The 16758-nt window shown below is 63.0% G+C and carries 18 protein-coding genes and 1 tRNA gene; 9 read left to right on the top strand and 10 right to left on the bottom strand.

The genetic code is table 11. From position 1 onward, the window contains the following. Positions 1-13: 13 nt before the first annotated feature. A complete protein-coding gene (locus tag ACVMB1_RS16995; RefSeq protein WP_076831524.1) occupies positions 14-940 on the bottom strand; it encodes a LysR family transcriptional regulator in 927 nt (308 codons plus the stop codon). Positions 941-1058: 118 nt separating this feature from the next. Here ACVMB1_RS16995 and ACVMB1_RS16990 point away from each other — a divergent pair, with 118 nt between their 5' ends. The 3 genes from ACVMB1_RS16990 (at position 1059) to ACVMB1_RS16980 (ending at position 5195) form a co-directional block, all read left to right on the top strand. Then, positions 1059-2405, top strand: a complete 1347-nt coding sequence (locus ACVMB1_RS16990) for an MFS transporter (protein WP_076831521.1) — start codon at positions 1059-1061, stop codon at positions 2403-2405. A gap of 33 nt (positions 2406-2438) precedes the next feature. Further along, entirely contained in the window at positions 2439-3683 is a 1245-nt protein-coding gene (locus ACVMB1_RS16985; protein ID WP_076831518.1) for a metal-dependent hydrolase family protein, read from the top strand. Positions 3684-4004: 321 nt separating this feature from the next. Continuing rightward, positions 4005-5195: an adenylate/guanylate cyclase domain-containing protein gene (locus ACVMB1_RS16980; protein ID WP_076831515.1), complete on the top strand. Its 1191-nt coding sequence runs from the start codon at positions 4005-4007 to the stop codon at positions 5193-5195. A 79-nt stretch (positions 5196-5274) separates the two neighbouring features. On the opposite strand, the gene ACVMB1_RS16975 is transcribed toward ACVMB1_RS16980, so the two are convergent. The 4 genes from ACVMB1_RS16975 to ACVMB1_RS16960 all read right to left on the bottom strand — a co-directional run bounded on the left by ACVMB1_RS16975 (position 5275) and on the right by ACVMB1_RS16960 (position 8675). Next, a complete protein-coding gene (locus ACVMB1_RS16975; RefSeq protein ID WP_057019610.1) occupies positions 5275-5475 on the bottom strand; it encodes a hypothetical protein in 201 nt (66 codons plus the stop codon). A 338-nt stretch (positions 5476-5813) separates the two neighbouring features. After that, a complete protein-coding gene (locus ACVMB1_RS16970) occupies positions 5814-7127 on the bottom strand; it encodes a chloride channel protein (RefSeq protein ID WP_076831512.1) in 1314 nt (437 codons plus the stop codon). Positions 7128-7988: 861 nt separating this feature from the next. Further along, complete coding sequence (locus tag ACVMB1_RS16965) at positions 7989-8138, bottom strand: hypothetical protein (protein WP_158074226.1); 150 nt, start codon at positions 8136-8138, stop codon at positions 7989-7991. A gap of 141 nt (positions 8139-8279) precedes the next feature. After that, positions 8280-8675 (bottom strand): NUDIX hydrolase, encoded by a 396-nt coding sequence (locus tag ACVMB1_RS16960; protein WP_076831509.1) that lies wholly within the window; start codon positions 8673-8675, stop codon positions 8280-8282. Positions 8676-9015: 340 nt separating this feature from the next. Between ACVMB1_RS16960 and ACVMB1_RS16955 the strand changes: the two genes are divergently transcribed. Together ACVMB1_RS16955 and ACVMB1_RS16950 are read left to right on the top strand one after the other, a co-directional pair. Then, a complete protein-coding gene (locus ACVMB1_RS16955; protein ID WP_076831506.1) occupies positions 9016-9312 on the top strand; it encodes a hypothetical protein in 297 nt (98 codons plus the stop codon). Between the two features lie 63 nt (positions 9313-9375). Further along, positions 9376-9603 (top strand): hypothetical protein, encoded by a 228-nt coding sequence (locus ACVMB1_RS16950; protein WP_016843397.1) that lies wholly within the window; start codon positions 9376-9378, stop codon positions 9601-9603. Between the two features lie 89 nt (positions 9604-9692). Here the strand turns inward: ACVMB1_RS16950 and ACVMB1_RS16945 are convergent, their stop codons facing one another. Continuing rightward, complete coding sequence (locus ACVMB1_RS16945) at positions 9693-9923, bottom strand: hypothetical protein (RefSeq protein WP_229189341.1); 231 nt, start codon at positions 9921-9923, stop codon at positions 9693-9695. Positions 9924-10267: 344 nt separating this feature from the next. Between ACVMB1_RS16945 and ACVMB1_RS16940 the strand changes: the two genes are divergently transcribed. Both ACVMB1_RS16940 and ACVMB1_RS16935 read left to right on the top strand, forming a co-directional pair. Further along, a complete protein-coding gene (locus ACVMB1_RS16940) occupies positions 10268-11065 on the top strand; it encodes a lytic murein transglycosylase (protein ID WP_038383190.1) in 798 nt (265 codons plus the stop codon). Between the two features lie 87 nt (positions 11066-11152). Continuing rightward, a complete protein-coding gene (locus ACVMB1_RS16935) occupies positions 11153-11560 on the top strand; it encodes a hypothetical protein (protein ID WP_229189340.1) in 408 nt (135 codons plus the stop codon). 73 nt (positions 11561-11633) lie between these two features. Here the strand turns inward: ACVMB1_RS16935 and ACVMB1_RS16930 are convergent, their stop codons facing one another. Next, positions 11634-12020 carry a YciI family protein gene (locus ACVMB1_RS16930; protein WP_229189339.1) on the bottom strand — a complete coding sequence of 129 codons (387 nt, stop codon included), beginning with the start codon at positions 12018-12020 and terminating at the stop codon, positions 11634-11636. 491 nt (positions 12021-12511) lie between these two features. Here ACVMB1_RS16930 and ACVMB1_RS16925 point away from each other — a divergent pair. Beyond that, positions 12512-12585, top strand: a tRNA-Gly gene (locus ACVMB1_RS16925). A 72-nt stretch (positions 12586-12657) separates the two neighbouring features. Here the strand turns inward: ACVMB1_RS16925 and ACVMB1_RS16920 are convergent. After that, positions 12658-12942, bottom strand: coding sequence for a hypothetical protein (locus tag ACVMB1_RS16920; RefSeq protein WP_244558921.1), 285 nt, complete (start codon positions 12940-12942; stop codon positions 12658-12660). A gap of 123 nt (positions 12943-13065) precedes the next feature. Here ACVMB1_RS16920 and ACVMB1_RS16915 point away from each other — a divergent pair, with 123 nt between their 5' ends. Beyond that, positions 13066-14001: a hypothetical protein gene (locus ACVMB1_RS16915; RefSeq protein WP_076831498.1), complete on the top strand. Its 936-nt coding sequence runs from the start codon at positions 13066-13068 to the stop codon at positions 13999-14001. A gap of 17 nt (positions 14002-14018) precedes the next feature. On the opposite strand, the gene ACVMB1_RS16910 is transcribed toward ACVMB1_RS16915, so the two are convergent. Together ACVMB1_RS16910 and ACVMB1_RS16905 are read right to left on the bottom strand one after the other, a co-directional pair. Next, positions 14019-15401, bottom strand: coding sequence for a hypothetical protein (locus ACVMB1_RS16910; RefSeq protein WP_057019604.1), 1383 nt, complete (start codon positions 15399-15401; stop codon positions 14019-14021). 27 nt (positions 15402-15428) lie between these two features. Further along, the gene (locus ACVMB1_RS16905) at positions 15429-16550 is read right to left on the bottom strand and encodes a PIN domain-containing protein (RefSeq protein ID WP_244558920.1); all 1122 of its coding nucleotides are present in this window, start codon (positions 16548-16550) and stop codon (positions 15429-15431) included. Between the last annotated feature and the right edge of the window lie 208 nt (positions 16551-16758).

Raw genomic sequence — 16758 nt, 5'->3', positions numbered from 1 at the left:
CAATCCCACCGCGTCACTCCATCCTTGCGAACATCTCCACCAGCGTCTCGCGCAGCCAGCGTTGCGCGGGGACGGTGTCGTTGCGCTGGTGCCAGAACAGGCTGACGATGCGCGGCGGCGCCGGCAGCGGCACCGGCATGGCGTGCAGATGGGGCGCGTGGCGGGACTGGGCGTTGAGATCGCGCGGCAGCACGGCGATCAGGTCGGACTGGCGCACGATCTCGTAGGCGGCATTGTAGTGGTTGACGGTCGCGACCAGATTGCGGGACAGCCCGCGCGAGGCGAGAAACTGGTCGTAGGTCGGCAGCGTCTTGCCGGCGAGGCTGACATCGACATGCTTGGCGGCAAGGAAGCTCCGCGTGTTGAGCCGCTTCTGCCTGGCCAGCGGATGGTCCCGCCGCATCATGCAGGCATATTCGACGGTCCACAGCGAGCGTGAGCGGATCACGGCCGGCGGCTGCTGCGCCTCGTTGACATAGACGCTCAGCACGCAATCGACGCGGTTGTCCTCGAGCCGGTCGCCGATCTCCAGGATGGTGTTGGGCACGGTGTGGATGCGCGCGGACGGCGCCACTTCACTGAAGCGGTTGAGCAGCCGCGGCATCACCAGCGAGGCCACGTAGTCGGACATCGACAGGATGAATTCGGCCTGGGTCTGTCGCGGATCGAAGGCGTCCTCATCGAGGGCGTGGCGGACATGTTCAAGGGCATCGCCGATCGGCTGCCACAGCGCCACGGCGCGCTGCGTCGGGCGGATCCCGCTCGAGCTGCGCACGAACAGGGGATCGCCCAGCGCGTCGCGCAGCCGCGCGAGCGCGTTGCTGACCGCGGGCTGCGTCATGGTCAGCGCGCTGGCGGCGCGCGTGACGCTGCCCTCGGTCATCAGCGCCTCGAAGACTTTCAGCAGGTTGAGGTCGAGCGTGCGGAAGGACACGAGCAATATTCACAAGGGTGATGTGCCAGATAACGATTATAAATTATTCGGATAATGTTGGTTTGTCTATCATTCCCCGGCTGACCCTGTGGCGCGTGCCGCCGCAGGGCGAGGGGGGACTTTCATGTCGATGATCTCGGCGCGCATCGAGCGCCTGCCGTTCGCGCGGTTCCACGTGCACCTGCTGCTGATGGGCGGCCTCGGCTATCTCTTTGACGCGATGGATGCCGCCGTGCTGGCGTTCATCCTGCCGGTGCTCCGCACCGCCTGGGGGCTGACCAATGTCGAGACCGGCGTGCTCGGCAGCAGCACCTTCGTCGGTTATCTGTTCGGCGCGCTGCTCGCGGGGACGCTGGGCGACCTGATCGGCCGCCGCGCGGTGATGATGTCGGCGCTCGCGCTCTACAGCGCGGCCTCGCTGGTCAGCGCGGCGGTGGATAGCTGGCCGGCGTTCTTTGCCGCCCGCGTCGTCGCCGGCATGGGCACCGGCGCGGAGAGCGCGATCATCGCGCCTTACCTCGCCGAGTTCGTGGCGCGGCGTTACCGCGGCGCCTTCACCGGCGCGCTGGCGGGCTTCTTCTCGTTCGGCTTCGTCGCCGCCGCCTTGCTCGGCTATTTCATCGTGCCCGCCTATGAGAACGGCTGGCGCATCGTGCTCGTCATCACCGCCGTGCCTGTCGTGATGCTGCTGTGGTGGCGGAGATCGCTGCCGGAATCGCCGCGCTGGCTGGAAAGCCGGGGCAGGGCGAAGGAGGCCGAAGCGGTGCTCGACAGGATCGAGGCCGGCTTCGCGCGCGAGGGCCGCGCGCTGCCGCCGGCGGTAGCCGCGCCAGTCGCCTCGTCGGGAACGCTGGTGAGCAATTTTGCCGCGCTGCTCGCCGGCCGGCAGGCGCGCATCACCACCATGACCTGGATCATGTGGCTGTCGATCACCTTCAGCTACTATTCCTTCTTCGTCTGGATTCCCGGCCTGCTGGTGCAGAACGGCATGAGCATCACCAAGAGTTTTGGCTATTCGCTCGCGATGTATTGCGCGCAGGTGCCGGGCTATTTCACCGCCGCTTTTTTCAATGAGCGGATCGGACGGCAGGCGACGATTGCGACCTATATGCTGCTCGGCGGCGCCAGCGCGCTCGGGCTCGCCTTTGCCAAGAGCGATGCGGAGATCATGGCGGCCGGCCTGCTGCTGTCGTTCTTCATGAACGGCACCTATGCCGGCGTCTATGCCTACACGGCCGAAGTGTTTCCGACATCGATCCGGACCACGGGTGCCGGGCTTGCCTCCGCGATCGGCCGGATCGGCGCGATCGCAGCGCCGATCCTGGTCGGCTACCTCTATCCGAATTTCGGCTTTGCCGGCGTGTTCGGCGTCACCACGTCCGTTCTCCTGATTGGCGCGCTGACCGTCGTGCTGATGGGCGTGCCGACGCGCGGCCGGTCGCTGGAAGACATCGCAAGCGAAGCCGCGTGATCATACGAGCTACGCGCTGACAGGAGACCTTTCATGTCCACCATCCTCTTCAAGAATGCCGCGCTGCTCGATCCCCTGCGCTCCGATCTGCTCGAAGGACACCACGTGCTGGTCGAGGACCGCTTGATCAAGGAAGTGTCCGATCGGCCGATCGAGGCTTCCGCCGATCGGGTCATCGACCTCAAGGGCAAGACGCTGATGCCCGGCCTGATCGACCTGCATGTGCATGCGGTCGCGGTCGAGCTCGATTTGTCGCAGCAGGCGCGGATGGCCAACGTGCTGGTGACGCTGCGCTCGACCATGCTGTTGCGCGGCATGCTGAAGCGCGGCTTCACCACCGTGCGCGATGCCGGCGGCGCCGGCTATGCGCTGAAGCAGGCGATCGACACCGGTCTCACTGATGGCCCGCGGCTGTTCGTCTCCGGCCGCGCGCTCAGCCAGACCGGCGGCCACGGCGACGGGCGCGCCCGCTCGGACTATCTGGCCGACCCGACCTGCTCCTGCTGCGTGCGGGTCGGCGCGATCGCGCGCGTCGTCGACGGCGTCGATGCGGTGCGCAAGGCGGTGCGCGAGGAGCTGCAGATGGGCGCCGACCAGATCAAGATCATGGCGTCCGGCGGCGTTGCGTCGCCGACCGATCCGATCGGCGCCTACGGTTATTCCGAGGACGAGATCCGCGCCATCGTCGCGGAGGCGAGAGCGCGGCACACCTATGTGCTGGCCCATGCCTACACGGCGGAGGCGATCGAGCGGGCAATACGCTGCGGCGTGCGCACCATCGAGCACGGCAATCTGATCGACCTTCCGACCGCGCGGTTGATGGCCGAGCAGGGCGCCTATGTGGTGCCGACCCTGGTCACCTACGAGGCGCTGGCCAATGAGGGCGCGAAGTACGGCCTGCCTGCGGCGAGCGTCGCCAAGATCGCCGACGTTCGCGACGCCGGGCTGCGCTCGCTTGCAATCTATCGCGAGGCCGGGGTCAAGATGGGATTTGGCACCGATCTGCTCGGACCGTCGCAGCGGCTGCAGAGCGACGAGTTCCGGATCCGCGCCGAGCTGATCGGCCCGCAGGCAGTGATCGCCAGCGCGACCATCATCGGCGCCGAGGTGCTCGGCATGGAAGGCAAGCTCGGCCGCATCGCGCCGGAGGCGTTCGCCGACCTGCTGGTAGTCGAGGGCAACCCGCTGCGCGACGTGGGTTGCCTGCTCGGCCAAGGCGAGCACATCCTGCTGGTGATGAAGGCCGGCAAGGCCGAGGTCGACCGGCTGGACGGGTAGGGCGGGAAGGGGGTAGGCTGAATCGATACGATTTCTGAATAATGGAATCGTACCGCTGATTTGCCCGACGAGTCAAGTTGCGGTGTCGCCGGACAGTTGCCGTGTCCGCCGGCACCTTTGCATGGGGTTTGCATGGGGTTGTTTTCGATATTTTGGCAGTGCGTCCGTCCTGACCACACCACGCGCAGTGCAGGACAGGGCGGGCATTCAGAGCCCTGACCACCGGTACGCCCGATCACGTTACCGCTGGTGGCGTTGACGTTGCCGGGCAGAAGCACGACATATCGCGTGCCGATCCCACCTGCCGCTCCGGAGCAAGCCATGAACGCCCCCAACATCGAGTCCGTCACGCCGCAGTCTGGCGGCGACGTGGTGGCCTGGCTGACCAACGAGACCCGCGACGAGCGCTTCATCGACAATATCTTCGCCGAGCTTTGCATCCGGTTGCAGGGCAGGGGCATCCCGCTCAAGCGGGCGACGATGAATCTGCTGATCCAGCATCCGCAATGGCTCGGCGCCCGGATCATCTGGGGCGACGGCAAGCGCGAGGCCGAGATCACGCGGGTCGACTACGAGGTCAGGGAGCGCTCGGAATATATCGGCAGCCCGGTCTACGAAATCCACCAGGGCGCTGGCGAAGTGCGCGAGCGGCTCGAACGGGCGCCTGGCCGCACGCATGCGCTCTTTGACGAGATGCGCGCGCAAGGCCTGACCGACTATGTGGCGTGGCCGCTGCTGCATACGCTCGGCAAGCGGCATGTCGTGACCTTCGCGACCGACCGGTCCGGCGGTTTCGATGACGCTGACATCGCCGAGCTGCGCAAGGTGCTGCCGGTGCTGGCGCTGGTCAGCGAAATCCGGATGAAGAACCGCCTGGCGCGGACGCTGCTCGAGACCTATGTCGGCACCCATGCTGGCGAGATGATCCTGGCGGGTGCGACGCGGCGGGGCAGCGGCACCACGGTCCGCGCCGCGATCATGATCTGCGACCTCAGGGACTTCACCCGGATCTCGGACTCCTGGCCGCGCGACGATGTCATCGATCTCCTCAACGACTATTTCGACGCGATGTCGGAGCCGATTGCGCGGCACGGCGGGGAAATCCTGAAATTCATCGGCGACGGTCTGCTTGCGATTTTCCCGCTCAGCGATCCCAGGGCCTGCGCCAACCTGCTGCACGCGGTGTCCGAGGCGCGGCAGGCGATGGCGGCGCTGAGCGAAAAGAACAGCATGATGGGCCGGGCGCCGATGAATTACGGCATCGGCGTCCATGTCGGCGACGTCATGTACGGCAATATCGGATCGCGCAGCCGGCTCGACTTCACGGTGATCGGCCCCGCGGTGAACATGGCCTCGCGGCTCGAGGCTCTGACCAAGCAGTTGGGACGAAACGTGCTGCTGTCGCGCGCCTTCGCCGATCTGGTCTCGCACGATTTCGCGCTCGAGCATGTCGGCGAGCATTTGGTGCGCGGTTTCAGCGAGCCGATCGAGCTGTTTGCGTATCGCGGCTGAGGCGCCATTGGCCGAAAGCAGCGTGACGTGCGGCGCACGCACCCGGCTAAGACGGCCCAATGTCCAAAGGCTCCTGCCGTTAAGGAGATCGGCCGGACAGGTTTACTCTCGGTGCGCGCAGTAATTGCTGCTCGGCATAGTTGGCCAGACGATCGTACTCTTCGGCGATCTTCAGAAGATTCGCACGTGAGTTTTGGTATCTGAACAACTCCGCCTTGGCACGTGTCTTGGCGGCTCGATCCCGCCAATAGCCGGCGTTGGTCATGACGTTCTCGACCATGGTGCTTCCCCCTTTCTCAGGGATTGCCCATAGACCAACGTCGCCGCGACAAGTCCGCTCCCCGAGGAACCCCGGAACTCCGTTCACGCATGAAGAGTCACTGAAACATTCCGTTTGTTCCAGACGAAATTTATTCAAGCTGGATTCACACCCGTTATTTTCCGAAACGCCGGATCGCGCGAATCTTCGGATGCTGGGCAGGCTTTTTCATTAAGGAAATTTTTCAAGGCCCAGAGGGTCCGCCCTGATTATCGACACCGGCGGTTCGCCGTGAGCATGGGAATAGGACGGCCCCGGCAACGCGAGATGCCGGGGCATTTTCCCTTGGTGCCGGGAATTCAGATCGAGGTGATCTTCTGCGCCGGCGCAGCGCGCTCGACGAAGCCCTTGGCGAGGGCGTGATAGACGCCTTCCTTGCAGATCAGGCGTGAGCTCGCGTGCGCAATCAGGGCCGCGGCCATCAAGGGCACGACCATCGCGTGATTGTCGGTCATCTCGGTGACGATCACGAAGGCGGTGATCGGCGCCTGCACCACGCCGGCGAAATAGGAGACCATGCCGAGCAGCATGATGGCCGGCAGCGGCGCGCCGTGAAACAGCGGCGCGATGTTGGAGCCGAGCCCGGCACCGACCGCGAGCGAGGGCGCGAAGATGCCGCCCGGCATGCCGCTGATCGAGGCGAACGTGGTCGCGAGGAATTTCCAGACGCTGAAGCTCGCCGGCAATTGTGCTCCGGCTTCGAGCGCGGATTTGACCTGCTGATATCCCGTGCCATAGATCGCGCCGTCGGACGCAATCCCGCAAATCGCAGCCGCTAATCCGCAGATTGCGGCAAAACCGACTGGATAACGCTTGATCGCGCTTCCGACCGGATTGGCAAACCCGCGTGCCATTGTGATCAGGATGCGACTGAACAGGCCGCCCGCAAGACCTCCGGCAACGCCGCAGAGCGGGACCGCGAGCCAGTCGGTGCCGTTGCGCAGGGCCGTCGCGCTGGTGCCGAAATACGTATAGTTGCCCATCAGTGCGAGCGAGGTCAGGCCGGCAGCGATCACCGCGCCGATGATCAGGCTGCTGGTTCTCGTCTCGAAGGCACGGCTCATTTCCTCGATGCCGAACACGATCCCGGCCAGCGGGGTGTTGAAAGCGGCCGCGACACCAGCGGCCGCGCCGGCAAGGATCAGGCCGGGTTGGCGCCGCGGCGAGAAGCGGCCGAGCGCAAACATGATCGAGGCGCCGATCTGCACCGTCGGTCCCTCGCGCCCGACCGACGCGCCACACAACAGGCCGAACAGAGTCAGCAGGATCTTGCCGGCGGCAACGCGCAGCGAAACCAGGCTTTCGCGCGCGGTCTGGTCGGTCAGATGGCGTGCGGCGATCGCCTGCGGGATTCCGCTGCCTTGCGCGTTCTGAAAGAAGCGGTTGGTCAGAAACACCGACAGCGCGAACCCGGCCGGCGTCAGCACCAGCGAGGCATAATGGAAACGGGATACCACCGCGCCGAACGCGATCTGTGCCAGATCGGCGAGCTGTGCCAGCGCGACGGCCGCCGCGCCGACCGCAATGCCGCCCAGCAAGAACAGGGCGCGGCGCTGCCAACGCGCGGAGACCAGTCTGAACAGCCGCCTCTGGCGGTTGGAGGGGAAGGTCATTCTGACGAGTTCTGGCTCATGTCGTGGTCCGATACGCAGCGGATCACGTCATTCCTAGCACGCGTCGGCGGTATGCGAAGCTGAAGAAATCAGCACGGTGTGCCGGCGCAGCCGCCAAACTCCAGGGCCGAAATTCGCGATACCGGCCGGGGCCTCACTCTTCGGCGATCTCCGGGAGGTTCGCGCGTGAGTTTTGGTGTCTGAACGACTCCGCCTTGGCGCGTACTTTCCCGCCGTGACGCATGATTGAGGGACGCGGAAAATCTGGCACAAACTGCACTTTGCGCGGCTTCCGCTGCGGCGTATTTTGATCGCCCCATTGAAGGGCGCATGTCATGTCCGAAGTGATTGTTCGAGCGGGCATCGTCGTATTGGGACTTTGCCCAATCGCAATGGTTGCCGTTGCTCTGTTCATTTGATGGAAGCTCACCTGGCCCGACTGCGCCAACCGGGCCGGTAGACGGCCCCAGCGCCTGCCCTCCCAGGCCCCCATAGGTTGCTGGGGCCACTCAACAAGGAGGCCGCCGGTTGGCGGCCTCGTTCTTTGCCTGGTACCGATTTGGGTGCGTCACCGGGATCATTGCCGCGCGAAGACATGGGCACTGAATCGAAAAGGGCCGTCGCATCGGCGGCCCTTTTCTGCCGGTCATAATAGGTCTGTAAAAACTCAGTCGTGAAAAAATGCTCTGCAAAGAACGGTAACGCCGGCAGGGTTGGTATTACGACCGTCCTATCTGTCCAGAAATCCGGATCAGTACGGTGTTCCTGCGGTGGAACTCTTGGTCTGCGGATGCTTATCCGACGATCATGATGGGGCACCAGAGAGGGTGCCGCACCCATCAGGACATTCGCCTTGGGGAATCAGGACATCCCATGTCGCCGCGCTTCGCCAAGCATCATGTTGAGCATCGAGATGTGCTCGGCCGTGAGCTGCCGCTGCATGAGGCTCACGGCCCATCCTTCCGGGATCGCGTCCAGGCGCGCCGTCCAGGAACCGACGCGGCGGAGCATGATTGTCACACGTTCGGTGCTGTCCCTGCCGGCAGCGTCTGGACGATCAAGGTAAACTCGCGGCCCCAGCTTGTGCCCCTCGCTGGGGCCGTTTCTTTGGGGTGGATGCGCGGCGCATTCAAGCAGCGATGGTCCAGCCGCCTATCTCCGGCGGCGCTGCTTGCTTGGAAACAGCCGGTCGCGGATGTAGCGGGAGGTCGGCGTCAGGCGAAGGCCCCGCGGCTTCTGCCAGGCGGCGCGGTCGATCTCCTTCTTGTCGCCGATCGCCAGTCGGCCCTTGGCGTTCTTGGCGATGAAGATCGCGTCGCTCATCCTGCGGCCGGAACGCTTGTTCCTGGCCGTCACTTCCTTCCACAGGCTCAGCCTGCCGAGCTTGAGCTTCGGCAGCTCCTCCTTGATCTCGCGCTTGAGGCAATCCTTCCCGGTTTCTCGCGCGCGCCTGCGCCCGCCGGGAAACATCCACAGCCCGTCAGATCGGCGTCTAACCAGAAGAACCTTGCCGCGCTTCGCGGCTACCAGCTTGGAGGACTTGGGCATTGGAGTACTTGGGCATTTGCTGCGCAATGATCGAAATAGAATCGACCCATTTTAACTTGTCTATTTGTGTAGACAAGTTCGATGCCGCATTGTTCCACAGTCGTATGTCGGCCGTTTGTCTTTGACGGCTGCGATCCTCGCCGCGCGCGGTCGGCCGCGGCTTCTTGATCTCGCTTGATGTCCGGTACCTCACGTTGAATTCGTGAAAGCTGTTACGGTCGGTGACTGCAACTCACCCGGTTGCGTCGTGATAACGATACCCATGACGGACGGCTTTCGCTGCTTGACTCAATGTTCTTGTTTTGTTCTAATTGCCCTCCACCGGGAATTGGAGGACGCCATGGACAACCGCATCAGCGAAATTCGCAGGCAGATCAGGGCGCTGCGCGTCAGCATGCTCGAGGCCGAAGCCATCATGCGCCAGCAGATCAACCGCGATGAGGACTGCGCCTTCGTCGCCGGGGATCTCCTGAAGATGCGGCTGGTCATGAGCCGCCTGGTCGAGGAGCGGGAGGTCCTGGGCGACCGCGATCCGATCATCGTGCATGCGAGCGTTGCACCGCGCCGTCGCGCCGCGACGTCAGCCTTCATTCGCCCGGCGAAGCGAGAGCTGGCCGCCGGCGAAGCGCGTGCATGACCGAGTGCTCGGGACGCGGCGGCTGCGCGCCGAGCTGCAAGACGTGATGTGCCGGAGGAAAAGATGAGAGAGCCGCTTCGGTATTTCCACGACAGCGATGACCACGCGCCCTGGATCAAGGCGCTGGCCGAGGTCCGGCACATGGCGACGCGGGAAGGCTGGTGCTTTCACCACGTGCAGGCGATCATCGTGGCGATCGACCAGTATGCGGAGGCCGCGCTCGGCAATCGCGAGTTCTTCCTCAACCGGCCGCAGACCGTCGGTCCAGTGAGAAGAGGCGACGTGCCTTAACATGCTGACCGGCAGGCACGCGTGTTCGACGTCGCGGCAGCTCGACGCTCTGTCCGCGGCGGCGAAAAGCCTCGCTCAGGAAGTGCCGACTATTTCGCGTAGCCTTGACTGCTGCAGTACCACCAGGATTCGGCGGGCGATGCGCCATGCTCGATCACGTATTTCCGGCAGGCTTCGGAGCTGACCGCATACCGCTTCCCGCACGGTACTGCAGAGATGCCGAAATTGCTGGTCGAGCATGTGGATGCGGCGTGGCTCGTCGACATCGACAGGACGCCGATAAAGGGCAGGACCGCTAGAAGTGACAGGGTCTTCATCATAGCCATCGCCTCCCAAGTTGGAGGACAGCGGGGCCGCCGTCCCCGCCGAGAACCTACTACATCGCACGCCGTTCACCACCGGATTTCGCGGGTCTCATGCGCGATCCGCATCGTCACGCACGCCGTGTTCGTCGTCATGCCCGGCGCGTGACGCCTTCCGGGCGCAGGGGCCAAATGTCCCGGCCTGCCTGAGGCGGGCGGGATGGCCAATCCGCTGCCAGCGACATATCGTGACGGTCCGAGGCCGAATCTGAGGCGGGCCGTTCATCGCCGGGTCATGTCCATCCGGCCATCGTCAGCGCCGCGCCCGCGAGGGCGGCGGCATATTGCGGAGGAGGTTTCGGATGATCAGGGGCTGGCAGGTTGCGACGTCGGCGCTCGCCATCGTCGTGATGGTTGCAACGCTGGGGGCTGAGGCGAACGCGGCGCAGTGCGGCAACGGGCCCGGCGGGTTCGAAGCCTGGAAGCAGCAGTTCTCGGGCGAGGCGAGCGCCAAGGGCATCGGCGCCACCGCGATCGCCGCGCTGATGCAGACCCATTACGCCAGTGCGACGATTGCCGCGGATCGCGGCCAGCGCAGCTTCGGCCTGTCGCTCGAGCAGTTCATGGCCAAGCGGGGATCTGCAACCATCGTGGCGCGTGGCCGATCGCTGAAGCAGTCGCAGGCGGCGCTGTTCGCCTCGATCCAGCAGCGCTATGGCGTGCCGCCGGGACCGTTGATCGCGATCTGGGGCATGGAGAGCGGTTTTGGCAGCCAGCGCGGCAACCAGAACATGCTGTCCTCGATCGCAACGCTTGCCTATGACTGCCGCCGTCCGGAGTTCTTCACCGACCAGCTCTATGCGGCGCTGAAGCTCGTCGACCGCGGCACTTTGTCCGGGAGCACGCGCGGCTCGATGCATGGCGAGATCGGCCAGACCCAGTTCATGCCGAAGAACGTCCTCGCCTACGGCACCGGCAATCTCGACGTCGCGGCCAACGCGCTGAGCTCGACGGCGAACTTCCTGCGCGCCCATGGCTGGCGCGCCGGTGCCGGCTATCAGCCCGGGGAACCCAACTTCGCCGCGATCGAGGCGTGGAACGCGGCAGGCGTCTACCAGAAGGCGATCGCCATCATGGGACGACAGATCGACGGCCAATGAGCGCAGGCGTGAGTTCCTTCATCGCCTGTTAACGCAGCGGTGCCCAGATCGTGCGCTGTGAAACGGGAGCAGATGGAGACCGGCTCCATGCTCAAGAATGGCACCTACGCGGCGTGGTTTCGAACGTCGCTTGCGGACGGCACCGGCATCGTGCACGTCGCCGATGGCAGGCTGTGGGGCAGCGACGCGGTCATGCTCTACAGCGGCACCTATGAGGTCGACGGCGAGCGCTTCTCCGCCGTGCTCACCACGCAGCGGCACTCCAGAGACGGCACGACCGTGTTCGGCACCGACGACCTCGTGGTGCGGCTCGAGGGCATCTGGACCGGAGCGATCGCGACCTGCACGGGCAGGGCGGATGCTGTGCCCGATCTCGCCTTCGAGGTGACGCTGATTCCGAGCCAGGAGGTGGCACCCGAGCCGCCGACGGATCTGCCGCTGCCGAAGTTCGACCCGAGCAAGCTTCCGAAGCTGCCGAAACGCTCCAGCCGCTAAGGCATGATCCGGAAAAGTGCGAAGCGGTTTCCCTCGCGACAAGCGCTAAAGCCGTTTGCGCGGGGATCACGCGCTACGCATCGCTCGGGCCCGCGGTCTCCGGAAACGGTGCGCCGGGGATGTAGAGCTTCAGCGCGCGGATCTCGTAGACCGCCGACGGGTTGACGCTGCGCAGGTCGCGCGCCGCGGCGATCGCTTCCGCCTCATCGGCGCAATCGATCACGTAGAAGCCGAGCAATTGCTCCTTGGTTTCGGAGAACGGCCCGTCGATCACCATGCCGTGGCCGGGCCCACGCAGCGTGCTGGCGTTGCGGGTATCGCCGAGCCGCGCAGCCGGGCCGAGCTTGCCCTTCAGCCGTTGATGGACCTCGCGCAGACCCGTCATCACGGCAGCGTCCTCCTCGGCGTTCCACGATTTGACCTCGGCTTCGACGTGATAGGCCAGGATGGCATAAAGCATCTGATGTGCTCCTTATTTCTGATGCGACTGGCCCAAGGACGTCCCGCGGCGATCCGAGCCGACATTTCATCTGTAGCGGATCGGACGGTTTCTGTGTTGCGACAAGGTATCCCGGCGGCCGGCATGGCGGCGGCGAATCGCGCAGGCCAAAACAGCAAAAAGGCGCGGCGGATGAGCTCCGCCGCGCCCCCGATATTGATGTCTCGCTGGTCCAGGGCTGAGAGCGCCCCGATGCCAGGCTGATTGCTCAGGGCCTAGCGGGCGATCCCAGCGAGGTGACAGCGCTTGAGACAAGACACTAGATCACCTCCTTTCTTTGTTGATGGGACTTCCAATATAGGTGCCGAATCCGCCGCTGTTAAGGCCGCCTCCGGCCCGGCCGCGCCGGAAAACCGGCCGGATTGCGGCGAAATGGTTTCGTTTACCGGAGAACAGAACGCACGCCGGGGCAGTTGAGGCCGCCGCCCGGCCGTGTTAGGTGAACCCGAGGTGCGGGTGTAGCTCAATGGTAGAGCAGCAGCCTTCCAAGCTGAATACGAGGGTTCGATTCCCTTCACCCGCTCCAATAATTTGAGGTACTTATCGGAATATTTGATTTCCGTTCCGACAACAGCGCCGAATCCATTCCGACAAACGTTCACTTTCTGGCCGCCTGCTTGCGCCGCTTGATCTGTGCGTGCTTGGCCTCGTCGTCATGATGAAGGTCGTGCGCCATCGCTTTGGTCGATGACCATTGGCCGTTCTTCATCAGTCGCGTTCTTGTGGGGCCGGACGTGCTCGCCTCGGTGGTCCCGCCATGCCGGCCAACCGACGTGAAGGTCAGCTCAGGGCGCAAGCCCGCAGCCGGAAAGATCTTCTTCGAAATGCGCTCCACTTGAGTCGGCATTCGCCCTTGCTGCTCCACGACACCAAGCGAAATCAACTGCCTCGCAAGGCCAATTTCCGCTATCTTGTGCGCTCAACCGGACACGATCCCGGATGGATATGCCCGGCGCGGTGGACCGGGCGAGATCCCGTCCGTGGATTAGGAGGGGTGGGGGGAGCCATGCCGAGCTTCGTTCAGTTCCTGCAGAATTCGGGTGTGTACGCTACGCAAAATTTCATGATCGTTCCTCGGGGAGGCTTCAACCTGGTCTGCCTCCGCGACAGCAAGGACGTTGGCCTGTCGTATGATCGCAATCGACTCCTGGTCGAGGATGTGCGGCTCGATGACGTCGAACGTGTCGCTCAGGAATACATCAAGACCCGCTTCAGGGAGCAAAAAGGCCAGGAGCGCGACGACCAGTTGCTGCGCCTGCGTACAGCGCTGTATGCCACCGCACGGCCGGACGGCCCTGCGCGCGGCCTCAAGGTCTCGCCCAAGGATAAAGGGATTCCCGAGCTTAAAGCCGTACGCGGCAGCACAAGCATCAAATTGGATGTCGCCATTCTGCCGCGCAAGGATTTCACGATCGCGTTCAAATTCCTCAAGTACCTCGATCAATCCGGCAATCTGATCAACGCCACGAAATGGACGCCGGACGACGTGCCCTGGTTCCTCACCAAGCTGAACTGGACGTTCGGGGCTCAGGCAAATATCTTCTTCACCCCGGCAGAGGCGACTTGGATGACGGTCCGGAAAGCCCTGGGGCCAAAAATCTCGCGGGATGTTTTCCGCAAGGAGATCGTCCCGTTCAAGGTGCGCGGCGCCGATCTCACGTGTTTTCTCGTCGGCGACTATGACGCAATGGATAACGAGGCGGCTGGGGAATATCTGCCCGACGAGCAGGTCTTCGTGGTTGTCGATCAGGGCAATCCACCCGTGTTCGACTATGGCGAGGCGTTCATTGGCGTCATGGCGCACGAGGTCGGTCACTTCCTGCACCACAAGCGGAACATTCCCGGCAGTGGGCACCATAATCGAAGCGGCATTTTGCTTTCCAGCGGCATGGAAAGCTTGTCCCTGGACAAGCAACTCGTCACCGACCTCAACGCGTGGTGAGAGCGCTTGTTCTCCACTCACGCTTTGGCAGCAATGTACCCGTAATAATTCATAAGGAAGTCCCCAATCGAGAGAGGCTTCTGAGCGCCACCCTTGCCCGGATGCGGGATCGCGTAATCTCCTTTGCCCCATGTGAAGATCGTTGTCGTCACGTTTCCGTTCGACACTTGTATCCTGTCACGCAAAACGACCCAGTGCCGCGTCAACACCGAGCCTTCATCCGACTGGTCGTCATATTCGATCATGTTGGCGCTTATGAACAGGCATACGCGGTATCCACTGGCGAGCAGGGCGTTGGCTTCGTTGACGCTGTCGATGCCTTTGCTGAATTTCAGATTGGTCTCCTCGCGCACGTCCTGGTATCCGGCCTTGCGGAACCATTGCTCCATTTCGCTCGGCAAGGTGATCCCCGCGACGTCGCTTATTCTGCCGGTGTCGTCAAAATCGAGGAACCAATTTTCGGAGTCGCGAATGGAGGCGCAAGTCAGCCAATCGACGTGGTCCAGCGAGTAGGGCGGCGTGTAGTTTTTCACGTCCTTTCCCGGCTTGATCAGCAGGCGGCCGAGGTTCGCCTGCCCCTTCTGATACAGATCGATGGCGAACCGCGCATATTGCCCCGGCTTGTCGGATGCGTAGCTGAACATCAGCGCGGAGGGGCCGCACATGCTCGCTTGATCCTGATCTATGAGGCTCGGCTTCGCAATTCGCCTGAGAATGCCTATCCCGACGCGGTGCGGGTCGAGCTTCGGAAAGAATGTGGTCCTCGTGTTCTTGAGGAAATCGCAGACCATCTCCGCGGCGAGCTTCTTTTGATCCGAGTTGAGGTCGTACGGTCCAACCCCGAGCCACTTCTTCTTTTCGTCGCCGACGAAGAGCGTGATGAGCTTCTTCGAAGTCGGAGAAAGCGTTCTGGAGGTGTTTGCAATAGTGGTCAGGTCGTCCAGCTCGAATGCGGTGACCATGCCGTCCGTGACGGTCGCCCTGATAATGTCGACGACTTCCCCATAGTCCAGCTTGGAATCGTCGAGCAGACCCTTGCGAAGTGCGGCATCGACGGATGGCGTCGCGATCCCGTCCCATTGACCCTTGGGAGGAGGAGGCTTGGCGGCTGCCTTGGTCGCGAGATCAACGAGCCGAGTGAATGTTGGCCCACCAGGCCGGATATAGCCGTCCGGCGTGCCCGGGAAGTTCTTTTTCTGGAAATACAGGATCGAGTTGTAGAGGCTGTCGCTGGCGTGACCCGTCACGACCATTTGCGGTTTGAGCGTGGTCTCGGCTCCTCCGTCGGAAATGGCGATCTTGTTGAGCAGCGAGATGACCAGTTCCTGGTCCTGCTTCCAGTTCTGGCAGCTGCGACCCGTGGCGGCAAACCGTCCTACTTTGTCTTTCAATTGCGGCATGAGCAATCACCAGCAATATGATCGTTTTCAGTGGCGGATTGCGGGCTCAACTATCGCATTGGTGGTCGGCTGAAGCGTCCACGCTAGCTTGTCGATGAACTCGTACTCAAATAGCGCCTGCGGATCGGTTCCGAAATAATATCCATACTGATGCAGAATCTTGGAGCCCTTGGCGACCATCTCGCGCTTCCATTTCAGGTCCTTGGCAGAGCTGAACTGAAATCCAATCACCACCGCATAGTTTTCGTACGCTTCGGCCACTTGCAGAATGGTCGCGCGCGTCAGGATGCCAGCAGGGTCTTCCAGACCTTGAACTCTGAACGCGGTGATGCGGTTCATCAGATTTGATGCAACCTCCTCCTCGGACCAACCCATGACGCCCGCTGCAACCCCCTTTGCGAAGCCCTCCTTGATGAACTTGACTTGAATGTTCTTGAACGCCTCCCGGGCCGCGACCTTGTCGGCCACCATAAGGACCAGATCAGGGATCATCGCAGCGATATTCTCGGCCTTGAAAGCCTCCTTTAAACCCGCCTTGAAGCCGGCCTTGGCCGCGCTCCAAAATCCCTCGCCAGCGACGGAGCCCGCCGGCGGCGGCGGGACCTCTGGCGGGGTCGGTGTGTTCCGCGGGACCTTCAGTCTTATCTCCGGTGCCCGGAAGTCGAGCGCTTGAACGCCTCTCCTGCGCATAGCAATGAGCGTTCCTCCGCTGTCCCTGGTCAGCAACACCGGATTCTTGATGCCGCGAGCCACTCCGCCTGCCCTGACCTGGGCAACAACATCGGAATCGAACGCGGAAAGCCCGTGATTCAAACCCTCATTGCCCCACTTCCAAACTTGCGCGCGGGGCACCTGGGTCATCATCTTGTCTTCGACGATCCGCAAGTCAGCGAGCAATTTTTCGCCGGACTGAGCACGCGCTCCCTTTAGAAATTCAAACTTGACCCGCGGTGAGATCAGAACCTCGTGACCGTCCTTGGCCAGATTGAGAATTTCATTCTCGAAGCGTCGGCTGAGCGCTTTCTCGGCGGTGCTCGCCGCAGCTCTTTGCCCGTTCTGTATGTCTATAAGAATATTGGTATCGAGCCAGACGGGGGGCTTTAAGGGCGCCATTGCAACAACACCATTGGCATAAACTGTAGGACGCATTTTGCGTCGGCGAGCCTATCCCTCAGTCGCGTCTGCTGAAGCGCCGGTTCAAGCGGCTTTCGCTATCGCCATGCAAGTTCCACCTTGGGTGCTGGCGCGAACCCACGACGATGCATCGACAATGTCGGCGCGCTCTTCGCCACCGTTGCAGGGCTCGCGGTAGGACGACCGGCGGCTTCCGATCGGCCTCACCACGGTGAGCTTCCTT

This window comes from Bradyrhizobium sp. USDA 4504 (genome assembly GCF_054063995.1).
The sequence above is the reverse complement of the archived record's forward strand: the minus strand, read 5'-3'. Positions and strand labels throughout refer to the sequence as shown.

Bases quoted from the DNA above. Each gene is read 5' to 3' on its own strand.
- ACVMB1_RS16990 (WP_076831521.1), top strand. From the start codon at position 1,059: ATGTCGATGATCTCGGCGCGCATCGAGCGCCTGCCGTTCGCGCGGTTC.
- ACVMB1_RS16985 (WP_076831518.1), top strand. From the start codon at position 2,439: ATGTCCACCATCCTCTTCAAGAATGCCGCGCTGCTCGATCCCCTGCGC.
- ACVMB1_RS16980 (WP_076831515.1), top strand. From the start codon at position 4,005: ATGAACGCCCCCAACATCGAGTCCGTCACGCCGCAGTCTGGCGGCGAC.
- ACVMB1_RS16975 (WP_057019610.1), bottom strand. From the start codon at position 5,475: ATGGTCGAGAACGTCATGACCAACGCCGGCTATTGGCGGGATCGAGCC.
- ACVMB1_RS16970 (WP_076831512.1), bottom strand. From the start codon at position 7,127: ATGACCTTCCCCTCCAACCGCCAGAGGCGGCTGTTCAGACTGGTCTCC.
- ACVMB1_RS16965 (WP_158074226.1), bottom strand. From the start codon at position 8,138: ATGCTCCGCCGCGTCGGTTCCTGGACGGCGCGCCTGGACGCGATCCCG.
- ACVMB1_RS16960 (WP_076831509.1), bottom strand. From the start codon at position 8,675: ATGCCCAAGTCCTCCAAGCTGGTAGCCGCGAAGCGCGGCAAGGTTCTT.
- ACVMB1_RS16955 (WP_076831506.1), top strand. From the start codon at position 9,016: ATGGACAACCGCATCAGCGAAATTCGCAGGCAGATCAGGGCGCTGCGC.
- ACVMB1_RS16950 (WP_016843397.1), top strand. From the start codon at position 9,376: ATGAGAGAGCCGCTTCGGTATTTCCACGACAGCGATGACCACGCGCCC.
- ACVMB1_RS16945 (WP_229189341.1), bottom strand. From the start codon at position 9,923: ATGATGAAGACCCTGTCACTTCTAGCGGTCCTGCCCTTTATCGGCGTC.
- ACVMB1_RS16940 (WP_038383190.1), top strand. From the start codon at position 10,268: ATGATCAGGGGCTGGCAGGTTGCGACGTCGGCGCTCGCCATCGTCGTG.
- ACVMB1_RS16935 (WP_229189340.1), top strand. From the start codon at position 11,153: ATGCTCAAGAATGGCACCTACGCGGCGTGGTTTCGAACGTCGCTTGCG.
- ACVMB1_RS16930 (WP_229189339.1), bottom strand. From the start codon at position 12,020: ATGCTTTATGCCATCCTGGCCTATCACGTCGAAGCCGAGGTCAAATCG.
- ACVMB1_RS16915 (WP_076831498.1), top strand. From the start codon at position 13,066: ATGCCGAGCTTCGTTCAGTTCCTGCAGAATTCGGGTGTGTACGCTACG.
- ACVMB1_RS16910 (WP_057019604.1), bottom strand. From the start codon at position 15,401: ATGCCGCAATTGAAAGACAAAGTAGGACGGTTTGCCGCCACGGGTCGC.
- ACVMB1_RS16905 (WP_244558920.1), bottom strand. From the start codon at position 16,550: ATGCGTCCTACAGTTTATGCCAATGGTGTTGTTGCAATGGCGCCCTTA.